Source organism: Mycolicibacterium wolinskyi (assembly GCF_002101965.1).
Taxonomy (GTDB): Bacteria; Actinomycetota; Actinomycetes; order Mycobacteriales; family Mycobacteriaceae; genus Mycobacterium; species Mycobacterium wolinskyi.
In genome coordinates this window covers 340827-356420 of record NZ_LQQA01000013.1, presented here as the reverse complement: position 1 = coordinate 356420, position 15594 = coordinate 340827, and the positions used below count along the sequence as shown (strand labels likewise).

The window sequence follows — 15594 nt, the reverse complement described above, 5'->3', positions numbered from 1 at the left end:
GGCCGGCGTCCTGGTGACTACGTGCTTTCAGCCCCTGGCCGGGGTACGCGTCGTCGACTTCACCCGCGTCCTCGCCGGCCCATACGCGACGATGCTGCTGGCTGAGCTGGGCGCTGACGTCATCAAGATCGAGATGCCCGAGATCGGCGATGAGACGCGCGCCTGGGGCCCGCCCTTCGTGGACCAGACCAGCGCGTACTTCCACGCGATCAACCGCGGTAAGCGCAGTGTCGCAATCGACCTCACGACGGACGAGGGCCGGGCCGCTGTCCACCGCCTCATCGGCACGGCAGACGTCGTCGTCGAGAATTTCCGCCCGGGAGTCACCGAACGGCTGGGTATCTCGGCCGACGAGGTGCTCGCACGACATCCGTCAATCGTCTACGGCTCGATCACCGGCTTCGGGATCGACGGCCCCATGGCGACCGACGCCGGCACCGAGGTGATCGTCGAGGCGGAGTCGGGGCTGATGAGCATCACCGGCCTGCCCGACGGCGAGCCGGTCCGGTTCGGCGTTGCGATGGTGGATCTCGCGACCGGTGCCGCCCTTGTGAACGGGGTTCTCGCGGCGTTGGTGGAGCGGGGTCGGACGGGCCGAGGACGCCGCATCGATGTGTCCCTCTACGCGACGGCGATCAGCGCGCTCGGAACTGTGATCGCCGGGGTGTCCGCCGGTGGCGAAGCGACAAAGGCCTGGGGCAGTGCCCATCCGTCGATCGTTCCGTACCGTGCGTTCGCCGCGGCCGACGGGCACGTGGTACTCGGCGCCACGAACGACGCCATGTATGTCCGGCTCGTTGATGCGCTCGATGCGAGCCATACGCTTGGACGGGAAGCTTGGAGCCGCAACGCCGGCCGAGTCGCGGCCCGCGAACACGTCGATGCCGCACTACAGGACGCCGTCGGACGGCTCACCGTCGACGAGTTGCTGACACGACTGCGGGCTCGCCGGGTGTTGGTCGCGCCAGTTCGGACGCCGGCCGAGGCGGCCCGCAGTGAACAGTCCGCGGCGATGCGACTGATCACCGAAGACGATGGACTGCTGATTGCGCGCTCTCCGCTGGGGCCGACAGGCACCCGTGAACTCGGGCGCGCGCCCGAGCTGGGGGAGCACACCGCGCAGGTGCTGGCAGAGATCGGCGCATGGCGCGACGACGTGAGAGAAGGTGCATGACCATGGTGACCACGCCGATGGGCCGCGCGGCGGTGATGCAAGATTACAAGGCGGACTTCGAGATTCGCGAGTATCCACGGCCCAGAGCGGTGCCGGGTGGCCTCGTCGTCGAGATCGACGTCGCCACGGTATGCGGTTCCGACGTTCACGTGTGGCAGGGCAATCTCTCCCTCCCGGTCGAACCGCCGCTGATCCTCGGTCACGAAATGGCAGGCCGGATCGTGGAAGTCGGTGACGGTGCCGATGTCGACAGCGTCGGCCAGCGTCTGCAGGTCGGTGACCGTGTCGTGTGGGCGCATGTGCCGTGCGGCCGCTGCCACGAGTGCACGGTGCTACGCGAGCCGGTGCTGTGCGCCAGCCGCTACATCGCCTACCTGACCAGCTGCGCCGAGACGCCTCACTTCACCGGCACCTTCGCTGAGTACGCGATCGTCCGGCCCGCAGCCGGGCGAGTCCGGATCCCCGATGGAGTCGACTCCGCGTGGGCGTCCGCGGGCAGCTGCGCCCTGCGAACCGTCGTCAAGGCGCTCGACCTCGCCGGCAGGATCGATTGTGCCGACACGGTGGTGGTGCAGGGCGCCGGTCCGCTCGGGCTGTTCGCCACGGCCATGCTCTCGCTGCACGAGCCGCGCAAGCTCGTGGTGGTCGGGGGCCCCGAGGACCGCCTCGCGCTCGCTCGCGAATGGGGCGCCACCGACACCGTTCTCGTCGATCCCGCCGCCGACCCTGCTGCGCGGGTCGCGGAGGTGCGGTCTATCACGGGCCGAGGTGCGTCGATAGCCTTCGAACTGGCGGGCGCGCCCGGCGTGATGACCGAAGGCGTGCAGATGATGGCGCGCGGTGGACGTTATGTCATGCTCGGCACCCTCGGCGGGCCGCCGCAATCGGTCGACGTGTCGACAATCGTCACGCGCGGCATCTCGGTGATCGGCTCCATGAGTGGCGAGATCGGCGACTACCACACCGCCATGCAGTTTCTCGATCGATATCAGGACCGCTTCGACTGGAGCCGGATGCTCGGCAACGAGTACCGCCTCGACGAACTCGCCCAGGCGATGGCTGCCATGAAGCGCATGGACGAGATCAAACCGATCATCCGTCCCGGCCGCAGCTCCTGACCCCCTGACCCACGACTGGAAGGAACCCATGACTCTCGCCAATCTCGAGGCTCTGCGCGGATCGCTCGGCGACCACGGCTCCACCCTGACTGAGCGATTCGCCCTCGACATCGGCGGCGAGCTGCGCGAGCCGACGCACTGGGTCGAGAACATCGACCCGGCAACGGCCGGTGCACTGGCCACAGTCGGCTCGGCCACCGCCGATGAGGTCGACGATGCCGTGTCAGCCGCCTCGCGGGCCGCGCCGGAGTGGGCGGCTCTCGCGCCGAGCCGGCGTGGCACGCTGCTGCGCCGGCTCGCCGATCTGGTGCGGCGTGACGCCGATGTGCTCGCGCGGCTCGAGACCCGTGACACCGGCAAACCGCTGACCCAGGGCCGTGCCGACATCACCGCGGCTGCACGGTATTTCGACTTCTACGGTTCGGTCGTCGAGGGCTTCCTCGGCGACTCCATTCCGCTGGGCCGGGGATCGCTCGCGGTCGTGGAGAACGAGCCCCACGGTGTCACCGGCCATGTGATCCCGTGGAACTATCCCGCACAGATCACCGCGCGTTCGGTCGGCGCCGCGCTCGCTGTCGGCAACGCGACTGTGGTCAAGCCGGCCGACGAGGCACCGCTCGTCGCACTCAGCTATGCGCGTCTCGCGCGAGAAGCCGGCTTTCCGGCCGGTGTGCTCAACGTCGTGCCCGGTGGGGCCGAGGCGGGATCGGCCCTGACCGCGCACCCCCACATCGACCACGTCTCGTTCACCGGCTCGGTCGCCACCGGGCGCATCGTCGCCGCGGCCTGCGCGTCGCGTGGCCGCCCTACGCTGCTTGAGCTGGGCGGTAAATCTGCGCACCTCGTGCTGGAGGGCGCTGACGTGACGCGGGCTGCGCCGGTCATCGCTCGTGCCCTGCTGTTGCACGCCGGCCAGACATGCACCGCTGGCACGCGCGTCATCGTGCATGAATCGCTGCACACTGAGCTTGTCTCGGCACTGGCCCCGTATTTCAACGAAGCGACCATGGGCCACGGCCTCACGGATCCGACTGTCGGGCCGGTCATCTCGGAGCAGCAAGCCAAGCGCGTTCAGGGATTCCTCGAGCGCGCGTTGGCCGCCGGGTCGGTCGTCGCGGGCCGTGCCGCCGAGGCGAGCGGACTCACCGGCTACTTCGTGGCGCCAGTGTTGTTCGACGGGGTGGACCAGGACACCGAACTGTTCGCCGAGGAAGTCTTCGGTCCGTTGCTCGCCGTGACCACGGTGTCGTCCGACTCCGAGGCGGTCGACGCTGCGCACAACAGCCGTTACGGCCTCACCGCCGCGGTCTGGTGCCAGGATGTCGACCGGGCGTTGCGGGCGGCCAGAAGCCTCGATGTCGGGCAGGCGTACGTCAACGGCTACGCCCCGGGCGGCGGCGTGGAGCTGCCGTTCGGCGGCACCCGCGACAGCGGCTACGGCCGCGAGAAGGGCGTTGAAGCACTGCGTGAATACTCCAGAACCCGAACACTTTTCGTCGACATCGCCGGCGCCTGAGCGATCTGAGAACAGAATGACACGAGCATCCACTCGGCGTGCAACCGAACAGACCGACGATCTGCACCTCGTCGAGGTCTGGGGAGACACGGTCGACGAGCGCCACGTCAAGATCGCCGTCACCCTCAGCGTGCTGTTGGCCGTACCGTCGTTCCTGGGCGCGCGGGCGCTGTTCACCGCCACGATGGACAATCAGGACCTCGCGCGCACCTACGCGATGCTCGCCGGTCTGGCGGCCTGTTTGGTCGCGGCCATGATCTCGGCACGGCTCTTCAAGCCGAAGCGCATCGTCACCGAGCGTCAACTCGACCCCGAGGAACAGATCGCCGCAGCGATGGAACTCGCGCAGCTGCCGCTGGGTCTCGGAACCCTGGCGTCCTTGAGCGAGGCCGAGCAGGAGGAGATGCGCCGACTCGGGCTCTACGACGTCTTCGCGGAGGCCGAGCGCCGGCTCGCCGAGAACGCCGGCCGGGCGGAGACGGGACGGACGGCGTGACTCTCCAGGTGCTCGACGGCTTGACCGCCGCGCTTCTCGCCGGCCTGGCCGGCGCTGTCATCTTCTCGTTCCTCGGGCTGGTGTCGGGTACCGATGAGACCGCCACACTGGCGCCGTTGACCCTGGCCGTCGTGTTACTCGGAGTGCCGCCTGCGGGGGTCCTCGCTTTCTTCATCGCCGGAGCCGCGGCAAAGCACATGACGCACGCCGTCCCGACGACGTTGCTCGGCATCCCCGGCGACACCATGGCCATCGCACTGATGGAAGAGGCGAATTACCTTCGCCGTCTGGGCGTTCCACACATCGCGCTACGCAAGATGATCTCGGCGGCGCTGGTTGCCGCGCTCATCGCGGTGCCCGTCGCCGTCCTGGCCGCGAGCCTGCTGGCGAAAGTGGCCGGCGACCTCAAGCAGATCGTGCCGTACCTGTTCCCGGTCATCGCCATCGTCATCGCTTATCTGTCCCGGGGCCGCTGGGCGTCCGTGCTTGCGCTTGTGCCGCTCACCGCGATGATCACCGGCCTCAACACCTTTGTCGCCGAGCAGACCGGTAAGACCCTGGCCATCAGCTTCTTCGTCGGGTTGGCCATCGGCCCCATGATCATCGACCTCGTCGGTCTCTCCTCACCGCTGACAAGGAAATCGCTTGTCCGGGACCGACGTCCGACGTTCTGGCTCGCTCCGGAGGCGGCCGAGTCAGGTCCCCGCCGGATGCCGAACCCGCTCACGGTGCTCAACCGCAAGGAGACCCGGGATACTGCTGTCGCAGCGACGGCGACGAGCCTGACCTTCGTCGTGAGCCCTCTCGCGATGGCGATCCTCGTGGGCGACATCGTGGGTTCACGGGTCAAGCACGCCTACCAGCGCCTGACGCGAGTCATCTCCGTCCGCAACGGCGTCACCGATTCGACTTACCTTGCCGAGACGCTGATCCCGCTCGTAGCGGTCGGTCTTCCGTTGAGCCCGATCGCGGCAGGGGCCGCCGCGCCACTGTTCAACGCCCCACCGGTCTTCACGGTCGGCGGCGAGGGGCAGGAGATCAACAACCTGCACACGATGCTCACCGCACCGCAGTTCCTGATCTTCAGCCTCGTCGGGGTGATCCTCGCTGGGCTCATCGCCTACCCGCTGACCGTCCGCTACGCCCGTCGGGCAGCACTTTTCGTCGCACGTCGGCTCAGCCACGAGGCCGTCATCGGAGCATTCGCCGGTCTGGTCCTCGTCGTCGCGATGTATGAGGGTGGGTTGTACGGCGTCATCGTGATGCTCACAGTCGGTCTTGTCGGCGGCATCATGAACAAGGTGATCGGCATGCACGTCGGCGTCCAATGCATGGCCTACTACGTGTCGGTGCTGTCCGTGCCGGTGCTGCTCGGGTGATGGCATGACCACTGCGCCGGCCAACCCGCCACCCGGGTTGCCCACAATCCATCCGGAGACCGGTCTGCCGGGGCGCGTCACCGTCTACGAGGTCGGCGCGCGCGACGGACTCCAGGCCGAGCAAGCCGTTGTGCCGACGGCCGAGAAGATCAAGTTCATCGGGCGTCTCAGATCCGCAGGACTGCAGATCGTCGAGGCGACGAGCTTCGTCTCACCCAGGTGGGTGCCCCAGCTTGCGGACGCCGAGGCGGTGCTCGCGGGCCTCGGGCCAGACCTCGCCCCGTACCCCGTGCTGGTGCCGAACCAGCGCGGGCTCGACCGGGCGCTCGACGCCGGTGCTCGCTCGGTCGCGGTATTCGTCAGCGCAACAGAGACTTTCGCACAACGCAATCTCAACATGACCCGGTCCGCGGCGATCGATGCAGCGCTGCAAGTCACAACCGCGGCGCTCGAAAACGGCCTGACGGTCCGCGGATACGTATCGATGTGCTTCGGCGACCCGTGGGAGGGACACGTCGCACCCGGTGCGGTCGCCGAGGTTTCCGGGTCCCTGATTGACGCCGGTTGCTACCAAGTGTCGTTGGGTGACACGATCGGCGTCGGCACTACCGGCCACGTCGGCCGCATCATCGACGCCCACCTCTCCCTCGGTATTCCGGTCGACACGCTGGCACTGCACTTTCACGACACCTACGGGCAGGCCCTGGCGAACGTCCACGCCGGGCTGCGCGCGGGAATCACGACGTACGACGCGTCTGCCGGTGGCATCGGCGGTTGCCCGTTCGCCGGATCGGCTACCGGCAATCTAGCCACCGAGGACCTGCTGTGGATGCTGACCGGCCTGGGCATCGCAACGGGGGTCGATATGCATGCTGTCGTAGCGGCGGGCGTGGCGATGACCTGCGCGTTGGGTAAGCGCACCCAGTCACGGGTGGCCGCCGCGCTCTCGTGCGACGTCAACCGCCCAGGCTGACCTGAACGCCGCGCGATCTGAGTTGTTCGAAGGTGTAGATGAACTCGCCTCGACGTCCGATGCAGACGACGTAGCGGTCCTGGCCTTCGGTGATCGGGAATGTGAATGAGAACGTGCAGTTGGCGTTGCCGCCCTTGCCCTCCCCGAGGGATGTGGTGGTGAGGATCTCGCCTTTGCCGCTCTTGACGATCACCGGGGTGGTCGGGCCGACGTCGGCGTACCCGTTCGCGCCCTCGCAGGATGATCCGTCGGAGATGATCGCGTCCGTGCCCGCGGTGTCGATGAGTACGAAAGTGCCCGGAACGGACGCGGTTTCGAGGATGTGGAAGCCATGGGCGAAGTCGGGGCAGAACGCGTCGACGGCGATCTTGTCGGCATGCAGGCCTTGTTGAGGCCCACCGTCCTCGAGTTGACGGCATACCTGCCTGCCGTGCGCGACGGCGTTGGCATCGGAGTTGAACTGGTCGGTCAGCCCGGCGTCCTTGAGCGACGACAGGTAACGGGCTTCCGGCGGAAGCGGGGACCCGTGATCCGCTCGCAGCAGCACCCACACCACGGCCGCGACGAAGACGAGGACCGCGGTCGCCACGCCCGTTCCGAGCCACGTGTAGCGCAGGCCGGACCGGGCGGGCAATTCGACGTAGTCCGGCAGGAGCTGTCCGCCGACCGGATCGGTCGACTCGGCTTTGCCGTTGCGCACGCGGTTGGTGGGCCGTCCGGCGACGTAATAGCGGCCCTCGTGGCGCGCTGTGGGATCCGGACGCCATCCCGACAGACCGGGGGACGTCTTCGAGGGCCCGCAGCGACCACACGTGCCGTCGGCATCGACGGGCGAGCCGCAGTACGGGCACGGCGCAGGCGTCGATCCACGGCGTCTGAACTTCCACATCACCACCGTTATATGCCGGTTTCGCCGCGCGGGCGCGGTGGTTGACGGGATCGGCGCCTACTCAGGTGGCGGGCCGCAGCGGCTACCCGTTGGGCGCAATTGTGAAGCGACGCAGGGAAAGGGCGGGGTTCTTCGCCCTGACCTCGGTGATGCGCTCTGGATCGACCTTCGCGGTCACGGTCCCTACGCGCTCACCCAAACTCGCCAGCACCAGGCCCATCGGGTCGATGATCGCGCTGGCGCCCGAACCCGCCGGTGCACTCTGGTCGGCCGCGGCGACATAGATCGTGTTCTCGATCGCCCTGGCGCGGACGAGCGTCGTCCAGTGGTCTTCCTTGAGCGGGCCGGGAACCCATTCCGCGGGTAGAAGCAGCACGTCGCCACCCGCGTCCACGATCCGCCGGGTGACCTCAGGGAAACGCAGGTCATAGCACGTTTGCATACCGAACGTGATGCCGTCGACGACGAAGGTCTCGGGCTTTTCGACCGAACCCGGCTTCACCATGTCGGATTCCTTGTACCCGAAGGCGTCGTAGAGGTGCAGCTTGCGGTAGCGCGCCTCGATCTCGCCTGCGGGCGAGACGGCAACCAGCGTGTTGAAGATGCGGTTCTCGCCTGCGATCGCTTCATTGATGCCGGCCACCAGGTGCATGCCGTGCTGGACGGCGATCTCTCGCAGACCAGTCACGAAGGGACCGTCGAGACCTTCGGCGGATTCGACGAACCGGTTGTCCATGACGGGCACGGTGAACATCGAGTACTCAGGGAAAGCGAGTACGCGTGCGTTGCTCGCGGCGGCTTCGGCGGTGAACTTGGCGATGCTCCGGAGGTTCTCCGCTTTGTCGGTACCTGGTGCGAACTGGGCTACGGCGATGTCGACCACTGTCATTTCCTTTCCGGGGAGTTCGGTGCGGGCATTCTCTCGATCTTGCCGAGCACCGCTGTGTAGCAGAAGATTCCGCCGAGCAGCACGGCACCGGTCGCGATGAAGGCGCCGGAGAAGGAGCCGGTCGCGTCGACCACCATGCCGGTGACGATCGGAGCCGCGATACCGAGTAGGTTCGCGATGAAGTTGACGATGCCGCCGAGCGAGCCGGTGTAGCCCTGGGGCGAGATGAGCGCGACGATGCTCGCGCCCGCGGGGACGGATACGGCCAGGCCGGCCGCGCCGATCGACAGGAACACGATGGCGACCGCGATCGAGTCGGCGTACGCGGCACCGGTGACCGACAGCGATGCGAGCAGGCTCACGACCAGCACCGTGCGCCGAACCTTGGTGACGTCACCGGTGCGGGCCAACCAGCGGTCCATCAGGATGCCCGCGATCAAAAACTGCGCCACGACTGCGACGAGCCACGGAACCATCGTGTACAGGCCGCCTTTGAGCAGGTTCACCCCGAACTGCTTTTCCAGGTAGGCGGGAAGCCAGGTCAACAGCACGTAGTAGGCGTAGGTGTAGGACGCGTAGCCGAGCGCCAGTCCCCAGGTCTTGCGGCGGCGCAGCAGATAGCCGAGGCCGTTGAGTGAGCCGGAGGTCTGGGCGTCCTCGTCTTCGGCGCCGCCCTCCCGGATGAAATCGAACTCGGCCTGTGTCAGCCGCCCCTTGGCAAGCGCCTGCTTCGGCGTCAGGTACAGGAACCACCAGACCAACAGGTACAGCAGCGACAGGACGCCGGTGAAGATGAAGGCCGCGTGCCAGCTGAACGCAGTGACCAGATAGGCCATGACCGGGATCCCGATCACATTGGACAGCTTCGCGCACCCGTCGAATATTGCTGTGGCGGTTCCTCTTTCCTGTCGGGGGAACCACTGGCCGATGGCCTTCCAGCCGGCCGGGACGGTCGGTGCCTCACCGACACCGAGGACGAGGCGTGCTGCGAGGAGCAGACCGAGACCGCCGGCAGCCGCCGACGCGAACGACGCGACCGTCCACAAGAATGCCGCGGCCCGGTTCACCCATTTGACGCCGATCTTGTCGATGAACGACCCGATCGGCATCTGCAGCATGGCGTATGTCCACAGGAATGCCGATGACACCATGCCCATCTGGGAGGCGCTGATGTCGAAGTCCCGCATGATTTCGGGGGCCGCGATCGACAGGTTGACCCGGTCGATGTAGTTGACGAACATGCCGACACCCAGGACCCCTGCGATCGACCAGCGGGCGCGGCCGATACCTGACGACGGTCGGCTTGCGGCCTCGTCCGGCGAGACCGCCCCGGGGATTTGCGCGGTCATCGGCCGGCCCGGATGGCAGCGACCTGCTCGAACGGTGCGGTGAATCCGGCCGCCAACGCGCCATGTTGCATCATGAGGGCCATCTGATCGGCGCCGTGGGCGACGGCGAACTCCTTTTCCTCTTTGCTCCATGCGGGCAGCACCCAGGGCTTTCCGGCTTCGGCGGCGGCAGCGGCGATGACCGCGAGGTCGGCGAAGTCGCCGTCCTCGCGTGAGTATGCACCGCGGTCCCGCCGCAGCGACAGATCGGACGGGCCGACGAAAACACCGTCGACGGTGTCCAACGCGAGGATCTCGGCGATGTCCTCGATGGCGCCTGCGTCCTCGATCATCGGATAGCAGCGCGTGGTGGTGTCCTGCTCACGAACCCAATCGTCGGTGAAGCCCCCGTAGTTCGACGTGCGGCCACCGGCGAAGCTCCGGTCACCGAGCGGGGGGAACTTGGCGAACGCTGTCACGGCCTTGGCATGCGCCGCGTTCTCGATGTGGGGGATGACGACCGTGGTGGCGCCGAAGTCGAGTGCCTGCTGAATCGGGCCGCGTTCGGGGCCAAGCACTTTCGCGAGAACCTCCATGCCAAGGTGACGCAGGAACGGAATGAATCTCTCGAGATCGGCGAGGTCGAACGCACCGTGCTCGATGTCGAGGACCACGGCTCCGTAGCCGATGCCGCGCGCGATCTCGGCGGCGGCGACGCTTGGATCCGACAGCCAGATGGCATTACGACGATCGGCGGGGACGGTGCTCGGCATATGAGTGACTCCTTGTTCGACGAGATGGGCAGAGCGGGGCCGCGGTGCACCACGACGACGGTGTGATGGCCCACACAGGTCTGTAATGCGTCATGTATACACGACGCATTCTTGGGGTGTCCACCGTAGATATGCTGCATTCCGGCACGGAGGTAGCCTCATTTCCGAGGAAAGGATCTGTATGTCGCCATCGGCGCTGGTCGGTCGGCCAGATGAGCCCACCGCAACCGGACCGGCGCGCGACCGCGTGTACGAATGGCTGCGGGACGAGATCATCCGCGGCACCCTCGAGGGCGGCATGTTCCTCGATGAGCAGTGGGTGTCCCGCACGATGGGCGTGTCGCGAACTCCGGTGCGCGAAGCGCTTCACCGGCTCGCCGCCGAGAAATTCGTCACGCTGAACCCCCGCAAGGGCGCACAGGTGCGCATGGTGACGGCGCGCGAACTCGAAGAGGTCTATCAGGCCCGACTGTTGATCGAGGGCAACGCGATCAACACGACGTGCGCACGCAACGGCTCTGCCGCAGAAGACATGGCGAACTTCCTCGAACCGATGGAACAGGCTGGGCGGGAACGGGACTGGTTCACCGTGGCCCACCTCGACCGGGAGTTTCACCTGACGCTGGTGCGGGCGGCCGGGAACTCCGTCCTCACCGAGCTGTACGACTCGCTGCGGTCCCGCCAGCAGCGGTTGGCCGTCCGCATGCTGCACGTCGGCCCGCAGCGGCTCGACACGATCAACGCCCAGCATCGGGCGCTGGTCGCGGCGCTGGGCAAGTGTGATGCCGCGGAATCGCTGCGCATTCTCCAGGAACACCTGCAGCCGGTGCCCGAGGTCGTGGTTTTGCTACCGGCGCAGTAGCAATGCGTCGAGACCGACGCGATGGTCGCAATCAGGCTCTGCGCGTAGCCATTTCGTCAGCCCCGCGTCGCCTGTTGACCGTAACCGGCGAGCCGACGGCCGACTTCGGCGATCTCTTCGCCATCGAGCACGCGGACGGGTGCACCGCTGGCCATCGCCCGCAGTTGCACGTCGCAGATGTACTCGAGGTAGGGCACGAGGTTCAGCACCTTCGGGAGCGCTCGACCGACGAGGACGGCACCGTGGTTGCCCATCAGGGCGGCGGTGCGATCGCGCAGTGCGGTGGTCACGTTGTCGGCCAACGCCTGTGTACCGAACGTGGCGTACGGCGCGACCCGTACGGCACCGCCGAACAGCGCCGAATAGTAGTGCGATGCGGGCACCTCGTCGACGACGGTCGACAACGCGGTGGAGGCCGGCCCGTGGGTGTGCACGACCGCGGTGTGCTCGGTCGTCCGGTACACCGCGAGGTGCAGCGCGAGTTCGCTGGACGGTGCCAAGGCGGCGTCCACGGCGTTGCCGTCGAGGTCGTGGATCCCGACGTCGCGCGCCGACATCGCCTCGTAGTCGACGCCGCTCGGCGAGATCACCACGAGGTCGCCGACCCGTATCGACACGTTGCCCGCGGTCCCGACCACGAGCCCGGAGCGGCTCAGGAACTGACAGGCCTCGACGACCTGCTGACGCTCGGCGGCGAGCTGGGTCGGCGCGCTCATGGCTCCAACACGTACTTCGAACCGCGGCCCGCGGCCATGTCCTCCAGACTCGGCAGCAGTGCTTCCAGCGGCCTGCACTCGGTCACCAGCATCGACCCGTCGACTTTCTTGCTCGCCAACAACTCCACCGCGGTCCGCACGTAGTTGGGGGTGTGGTGGAAGACGCCCTTGAGGGTGTACTCCTCGTAATGCATGGCGGAGGAGTCGACGGAAAACGGCGCACCTTTCGGTGTACCGCCGAACAGCACCGCCGTTGCGCCGGGCCGCAGGGTCCGCACGGTCTGTTCCCACACCTGCGGCAGCCCGACCGCCTCGATGGCGACGTCGGCGCCCCGCCCATGCGGTGTGCGCGCCTTGATCATCGCGACCCGGTCTTCGAAATCCGAAACCTCGGACAGGTCAACGGTATCCACCGCACCGGCCTGGCTGGCCTGCTGCAGCCGCCATGGTGACTGGTCGACCGAGATCACGTTGGCGCCGCGCAGCGTCGCGAGCCGCACGAACATCAGGCCGATCGGTCCCGCCCCGTGCACGACGACGGTGTCCCCGAGCTGAATGCCGGTTTCGTCCATACCGTGGACGACGGTGGCCAACGGCTCCAGCGGTGCCGCGGAGGCGAAGTCGAGATCGTCGGGCAACAGATAGGTGTTGCGTTCGACGATCGCGGCCGGAATGATCACCTGTTCCGCGAACGCCCCGTTGAGGAATTCCAGGTTCTCGCAGAGGCTTTGGCGTCCGCGCGTGCATGCCCAGCAGTGCCCGCACGGCGCGGTGTTGGCCGCGACGACGCGGTCGCCGACGGCGAACTTGTCGACGCCGTCGCCGACGGCCGAGACGACGCCTGCGAATTCATGACCGAACCGGGACGGCAGCGTCGGGAAGAGCTTGGGGTGGCCGCGCCGATACGACTTCAAGTCGGTGCCGCACGTCGCTGCGGCTTTCACGTCCACCAGCACCTCGCCCGGCCCGGGTTCGGTGGCCGCGACGTCTTCCAGCCGCAAGTCTCCTGGCCCATAGAACATGGCCGCTCTCATTGTTGATCTCCTCGTGTTTCGTGGTGCTGGCCCAGGTCGTGCAGGGTGTGCAGCATGTCCCGGGTTTCGGTGAAGATGCGTTGGTACAGGGCGCGTAACTCGGCGTAGCGGGCCGAGGCGTCGGTGCGCGGCTCGATCACGGCATCGGTGCGCGCGACCGCGGCCGCGGCTTCGGGGATGGAGGTGAATTCACCGATCGCCGTCAATGCGACCGCGGCGGCACCGAGTGCGCTCACCTCCCCGGAGGCGCAGACTTCCAGCGGCCTGCCGAACACGTCGGCCATGATTTGGGTCCACAACACGCTGCGCGCACCGCCGCCCATTGCGCGCAGCACCTCGACGCGTTCACCACGGGCCGCTTCGAGTCCGTCGAGTTGCATGCGGAGTTCGAAGGCGATGCCTTCGAGCAAGGACCGGTACATGTGGGCCTTGGTATGGCAGCCACGCCAGCCGATGGTTATGCCGGAAGCCCGGCTGTCCCAGTGTGGAGTCTGCGCACCGTTCCAGTACGGCAGGGTCAGCAGGCCCTCGCTGCCCACCGGCAGTGCGGCGGCGTCGCGCTCAAGCCGCGGGTCGGGCGCGCCGCCCAGCTCCGGATCGCCGAACTCGGTGCGAAACCACGTCGGCAGATAGGTGCCCGACGAGCTGAAGGTCTCCGCGGTGGTCTGGCCGTGCATCGCCGAGATCATCGACCGGTAGGCGCGGGACGGCAGGTACGACGTCATCTCGGCACCGATCACGACCGCGGTGCCGAGCACCAGATACGCGACTCCGGGATCGGTCACACCGAGGCCAAGACCGGCGGCCTGGCCGTCTCCGGTACCCGCGACCACCACGACATCCCCGTTGAGCCCCCACGATTCGGCGATCTCGGGCCGCAACGGTCCGAGCGAGGTGCCCGTGGGCACCAGGTCGGGCAACTGGCCGCGGTTCAGCCCGGCGAGCTCGAGGAGCTCGCCGCTATAGTCACCCGTGGCCTGGTCGATCAACGCCAGCGGGTCCACCGAGGCGGTGCTCGACATCCACTGCCCGGTCATGGCGTGCGTGAGATACGTGTGCACGTCGGCGATGCGATGACAGCGGGCCATCGTGTCGGGCTCGTGATCGCGCAGCCACAGCAGCTTGTACAGGCCGGGCGTGATGTCGGCGGGCTTGCCCGACAGCAACTCGACGCGTTGCGTTCCGTACCTTCGGGTTTCGGCGTCCGCGCGCCCGTCCATCCACAGGATCGCCGGCCTGATCGGTTTGTCGTCGGCGTCGAGGCAGACGAACGTCTCGCGCTGGTGTGTGACACAGATGGCAGCGACGGCACCGCGGTCGTCGATCTCGCTGAGGGCCTGCCGAACGGCTTCGTCGGTGGCGGTCCACCAGTCCGGCGCTTCCTGCTCGAACCAGTGCGGCGCGGGTGTCCGGGTCTCCAGCGCCTGTGCACCGGTCCCCACCAGGTCACCCTTGGCGTCGACGATGATGGCTTTCGCCGCGGTCGTCGAGCAGTCGACCGCGATCACGAGCGGTGACCTCATCGCGGCGTTGCCCCGCTGAATTCCAGCTCGGCCGTGAGTGTCGGATCAGGCTGCGCCACAATGATGTTCGCGCCGGTGGCTTCCAGCTGCTCCATGTCATCGGCGCCGATACCGGCATCGATGACGACGGCATCGAAGTCTTCGAGCGCACAGATGCGATGGATCGCTCGACGAGCCAGCTTGGTGTGATCGATGAGCAGCACCCGGAGCTCGGCGCTTTCCATGAACGCGCGCTTGAGTTCGGCTGCGGCACTGGACGGGTGAAAGCACATGCCGCGCGAGACGGCTGTCACCGACATGAACAGCACGTCGTAATGCATGTCCCGCAGCGCGCGCACCGCCTGCGCGCCGACGAACGACGAGAACTCGGGAACGTAGTCACCACCGATGGCGTTGAGCCGGACCCGGGGGTCGGTCGACAGCTCGTTGATCGCGGGCAGGAAGTTGGTCACCACGGTCAGCGGCAAGCGCTCCGACAGCCGGGGCAGGACGTGCAGTGCGGTGGTGCTGTCGTCCATCGCGACGGCCTGCATCTCGACTTGGCTTGCTGCCCAATCGAATCCGGTGGTCGCGACCGCACGTTTCTCGGTGAGGTTGAGCGCCCTACGCAAATCGATGTTGCGCTCGAAGGCCTCGCTCGGCGGAGCTTCGGCTCCCGACCGCACCTTGCGCAGCATGCCCTGGGCGTGGAGGTGGTCGAGATCGCGGTGGATCGTCATGGTGCTCACGCTGAACTGATCGGCCAGCTCGTCGATGCGGGCCCACCCGCGGGCCCGGACGAACTCAACGATCTCCGAACGCCGATGTGAGTGATTGCTGGTGCGGCGCAACTGTGCTGGCACGGCCACCTCCTGTAACCCACGTCATAGTGCGGCCGACCGTATCACGCGAAACATCACATATTCAACATGTGTGATGTTACTT

Annotated in this window: 15 protein-coding genes; 7 read left to right on the top strand and 8 right to left on the bottom strand. The window is 67.2% G+C overall.

Features of this window, described 5'->3' with window-relative positions:
- The first annotated feature begins 13 nt into the window (after positions 1 to 13).
- Genes AWC31_RS13835 through AWC31_RS13810 form a run of 6 tightly spaced genes read left to right on the top strand, consistent with a single transcriptional unit; the run spans position 14 to position 6656 of the window.
- On the top strand, positions 14 to 1174 hold the full coding sequence (locus AWC31_RS13835; protein WP_165765959.1) for a CaiB/BaiF CoA transferase family protein: 1161 nt from the start codon (positions 14 to 16) through the stop codon (positions 1172 to 1174).
- Between the two features lie 2 nt (positions 1175 to 1176).
- Positions 1177 to 2292 (top strand): zinc-binding dehydrogenase, encoded by a 1116-nt coding sequence (locus tag AWC31_RS13830; RefSeq protein ID WP_165765958.1) that lies wholly within the window; start codon positions 1177 to 1179, stop codon positions 2290 to 2292.
- A gap of 28 nt (positions 2293 to 2320) precedes the next feature.
- Complete coding sequence (locus AWC31_RS13825; RefSeq protein WP_085144744.1) at positions 2321 to 3808, top strand: aldehyde dehydrogenase family protein; 1488 nt, start codon at positions 2321 to 2323, stop codon at positions 3806 to 3808.
- 16 nt (positions 3809 to 3824) lie between these two features.
- Positions 3825 to 4304, top strand: coding sequence for a hypothetical protein (locus AWC31_RS13820; RefSeq protein ID WP_085144743.1), 480 nt, complete (start codon positions 3825 to 3827; stop codon positions 4302 to 4304).
- On the top strand, positions 4301 to 5683 hold the full coding sequence (locus AWC31_RS13815) for a tripartite tricarboxylate transporter permease (protein WP_085144742.1): 1383 nt from the start codon (positions 4301 to 4303) through the stop codon (positions 5681 to 5683). Before AWC31_RS13820 ends, AWC31_RS13815 begins: the two co-directional genes overlap by 4 nt.
- A gap of 4 nt (positions 5684 to 5687) precedes the next feature.
- A complete protein-coding gene (locus tag AWC31_RS13810; protein ID WP_085144741.1) occupies positions 5688 to 6656 on the top strand; it encodes a hydroxymethylglutaryl-CoA lyase in 969 nt (322 codons plus the stop codon).
- Here the strand turns inward: AWC31_RS13810 and AWC31_RS13805 are convergent.
- The 4 genes from AWC31_RS13805 to AWC31_RS13790 all read right to left on the bottom strand — a co-directional run bounded on the left by AWC31_RS13805 (position 6640) and on the right by AWC31_RS13790 (position 10535).
- Complete coding sequence (locus AWC31_RS13805) at positions 6640 to 7545, bottom strand: DUF732 domain-containing protein (protein WP_085144829.1); 906 nt, start codon at positions 7543 to 7545, stop codon at positions 6640 to 6642. The genes AWC31_RS13810 and AWC31_RS13805 overlap by 17 nt on opposite strands.
- An 82-nt stretch (positions 7546 to 7627) precedes the next feature.
- Positions 7628 to 8428 (bottom strand): carbon-nitrogen hydrolase family protein, encoded by an 801-nt coding sequence (locus AWC31_RS13800; protein WP_067853574.1) that lies wholly within the window; start codon positions 8426 to 8428, stop codon positions 7628 to 7630.
- Positions 8429 to 8430: 2 nt separating this feature from the next.
- Positions 8431 to 9783 (bottom strand): MFS transporter, encoded by a 1353-nt coding sequence (locus AWC31_RS13795; protein ID WP_085144740.1) that lies wholly within the window; start codon positions 9781 to 9783, stop codon positions 8431 to 8433.
- On the bottom strand, positions 9780 to 10535 hold the full coding sequence (locus AWC31_RS13790; protein WP_067853580.1) for an HpcH/HpaI aldolase family protein: 756 nt from the start codon (positions 10533 to 10535) through the stop codon (positions 9780 to 9782). The genes AWC31_RS13795 and AWC31_RS13790 overlap by 4 nt, the downstream gene beginning before the upstream one ends.
- 181 nt (positions 10536 to 10716) lie before the next feature.
- On the opposite strand from AWC31_RS13790, the gene AWC31_RS13785 reads away from it, so the two are divergent.
- Positions 10717 to 11397: a GntR family transcriptional regulator gene (locus AWC31_RS13785; protein WP_084356849.1), complete on the top strand. Its 681-nt coding sequence runs from the start codon at positions 10717 to 10719 to the stop codon at positions 11395 to 11397.
- 56 nt (positions 11398 to 11453) lie between these two features.
- Here the strand turns inward: AWC31_RS13785 and AWC31_RS13780 are convergent, their stop codons facing one another.
- Genes AWC31_RS13780 through AWC31_RS13765 form a run of 4 tightly spaced genes read right to left on the bottom strand, consistent with a single transcriptional unit; the run spans position 11454 to position 15512 of the window.
- Positions 11454 to 12113: a class II aldolase/adducin family protein gene (locus tag AWC31_RS13780; protein ID WP_085144739.1), complete on the bottom strand. Its 660-nt coding sequence runs from the start codon at positions 12111 to 12113 to the stop codon at positions 11454 to 11456.
- Positions 12110 to 13147 (bottom strand): zinc-dependent alcohol dehydrogenase, encoded by a 1038-nt coding sequence (locus AWC31_RS13775; protein ID WP_085144738.1) that lies wholly within the window; start codon positions 13145 to 13147, stop codon positions 12110 to 12112. The genes AWC31_RS13780 and AWC31_RS13775 overlap by 4 nt, the downstream gene beginning before the upstream one ends.
- A complete protein-coding gene (locus tag AWC31_RS13770) occupies positions 13144 to 14670 on the bottom strand; it encodes a xylulokinase (RefSeq protein ID WP_085144737.1) in 1527 nt (508 codons plus the stop codon). Before AWC31_RS13770 ends, AWC31_RS13775 begins: the two co-directional genes overlap by 4 nt.
- Positions 14667 to 15512 carry a DeoR/GlpR family DNA-binding transcription regulator gene (locus AWC31_RS13765; RefSeq protein ID WP_165765957.1) on the bottom strand — a complete coding sequence of 282 codons (846 nt, stop codon included), beginning with the start codon at positions 15510 to 15512 and terminating at the stop codon, positions 14667 to 14669. The genes AWC31_RS13770 and AWC31_RS13765 overlap by 4 nt, the downstream gene beginning before the upstream one ends.
- Positions 15513 to 15594: the final 82 nt, after the last annotated feature.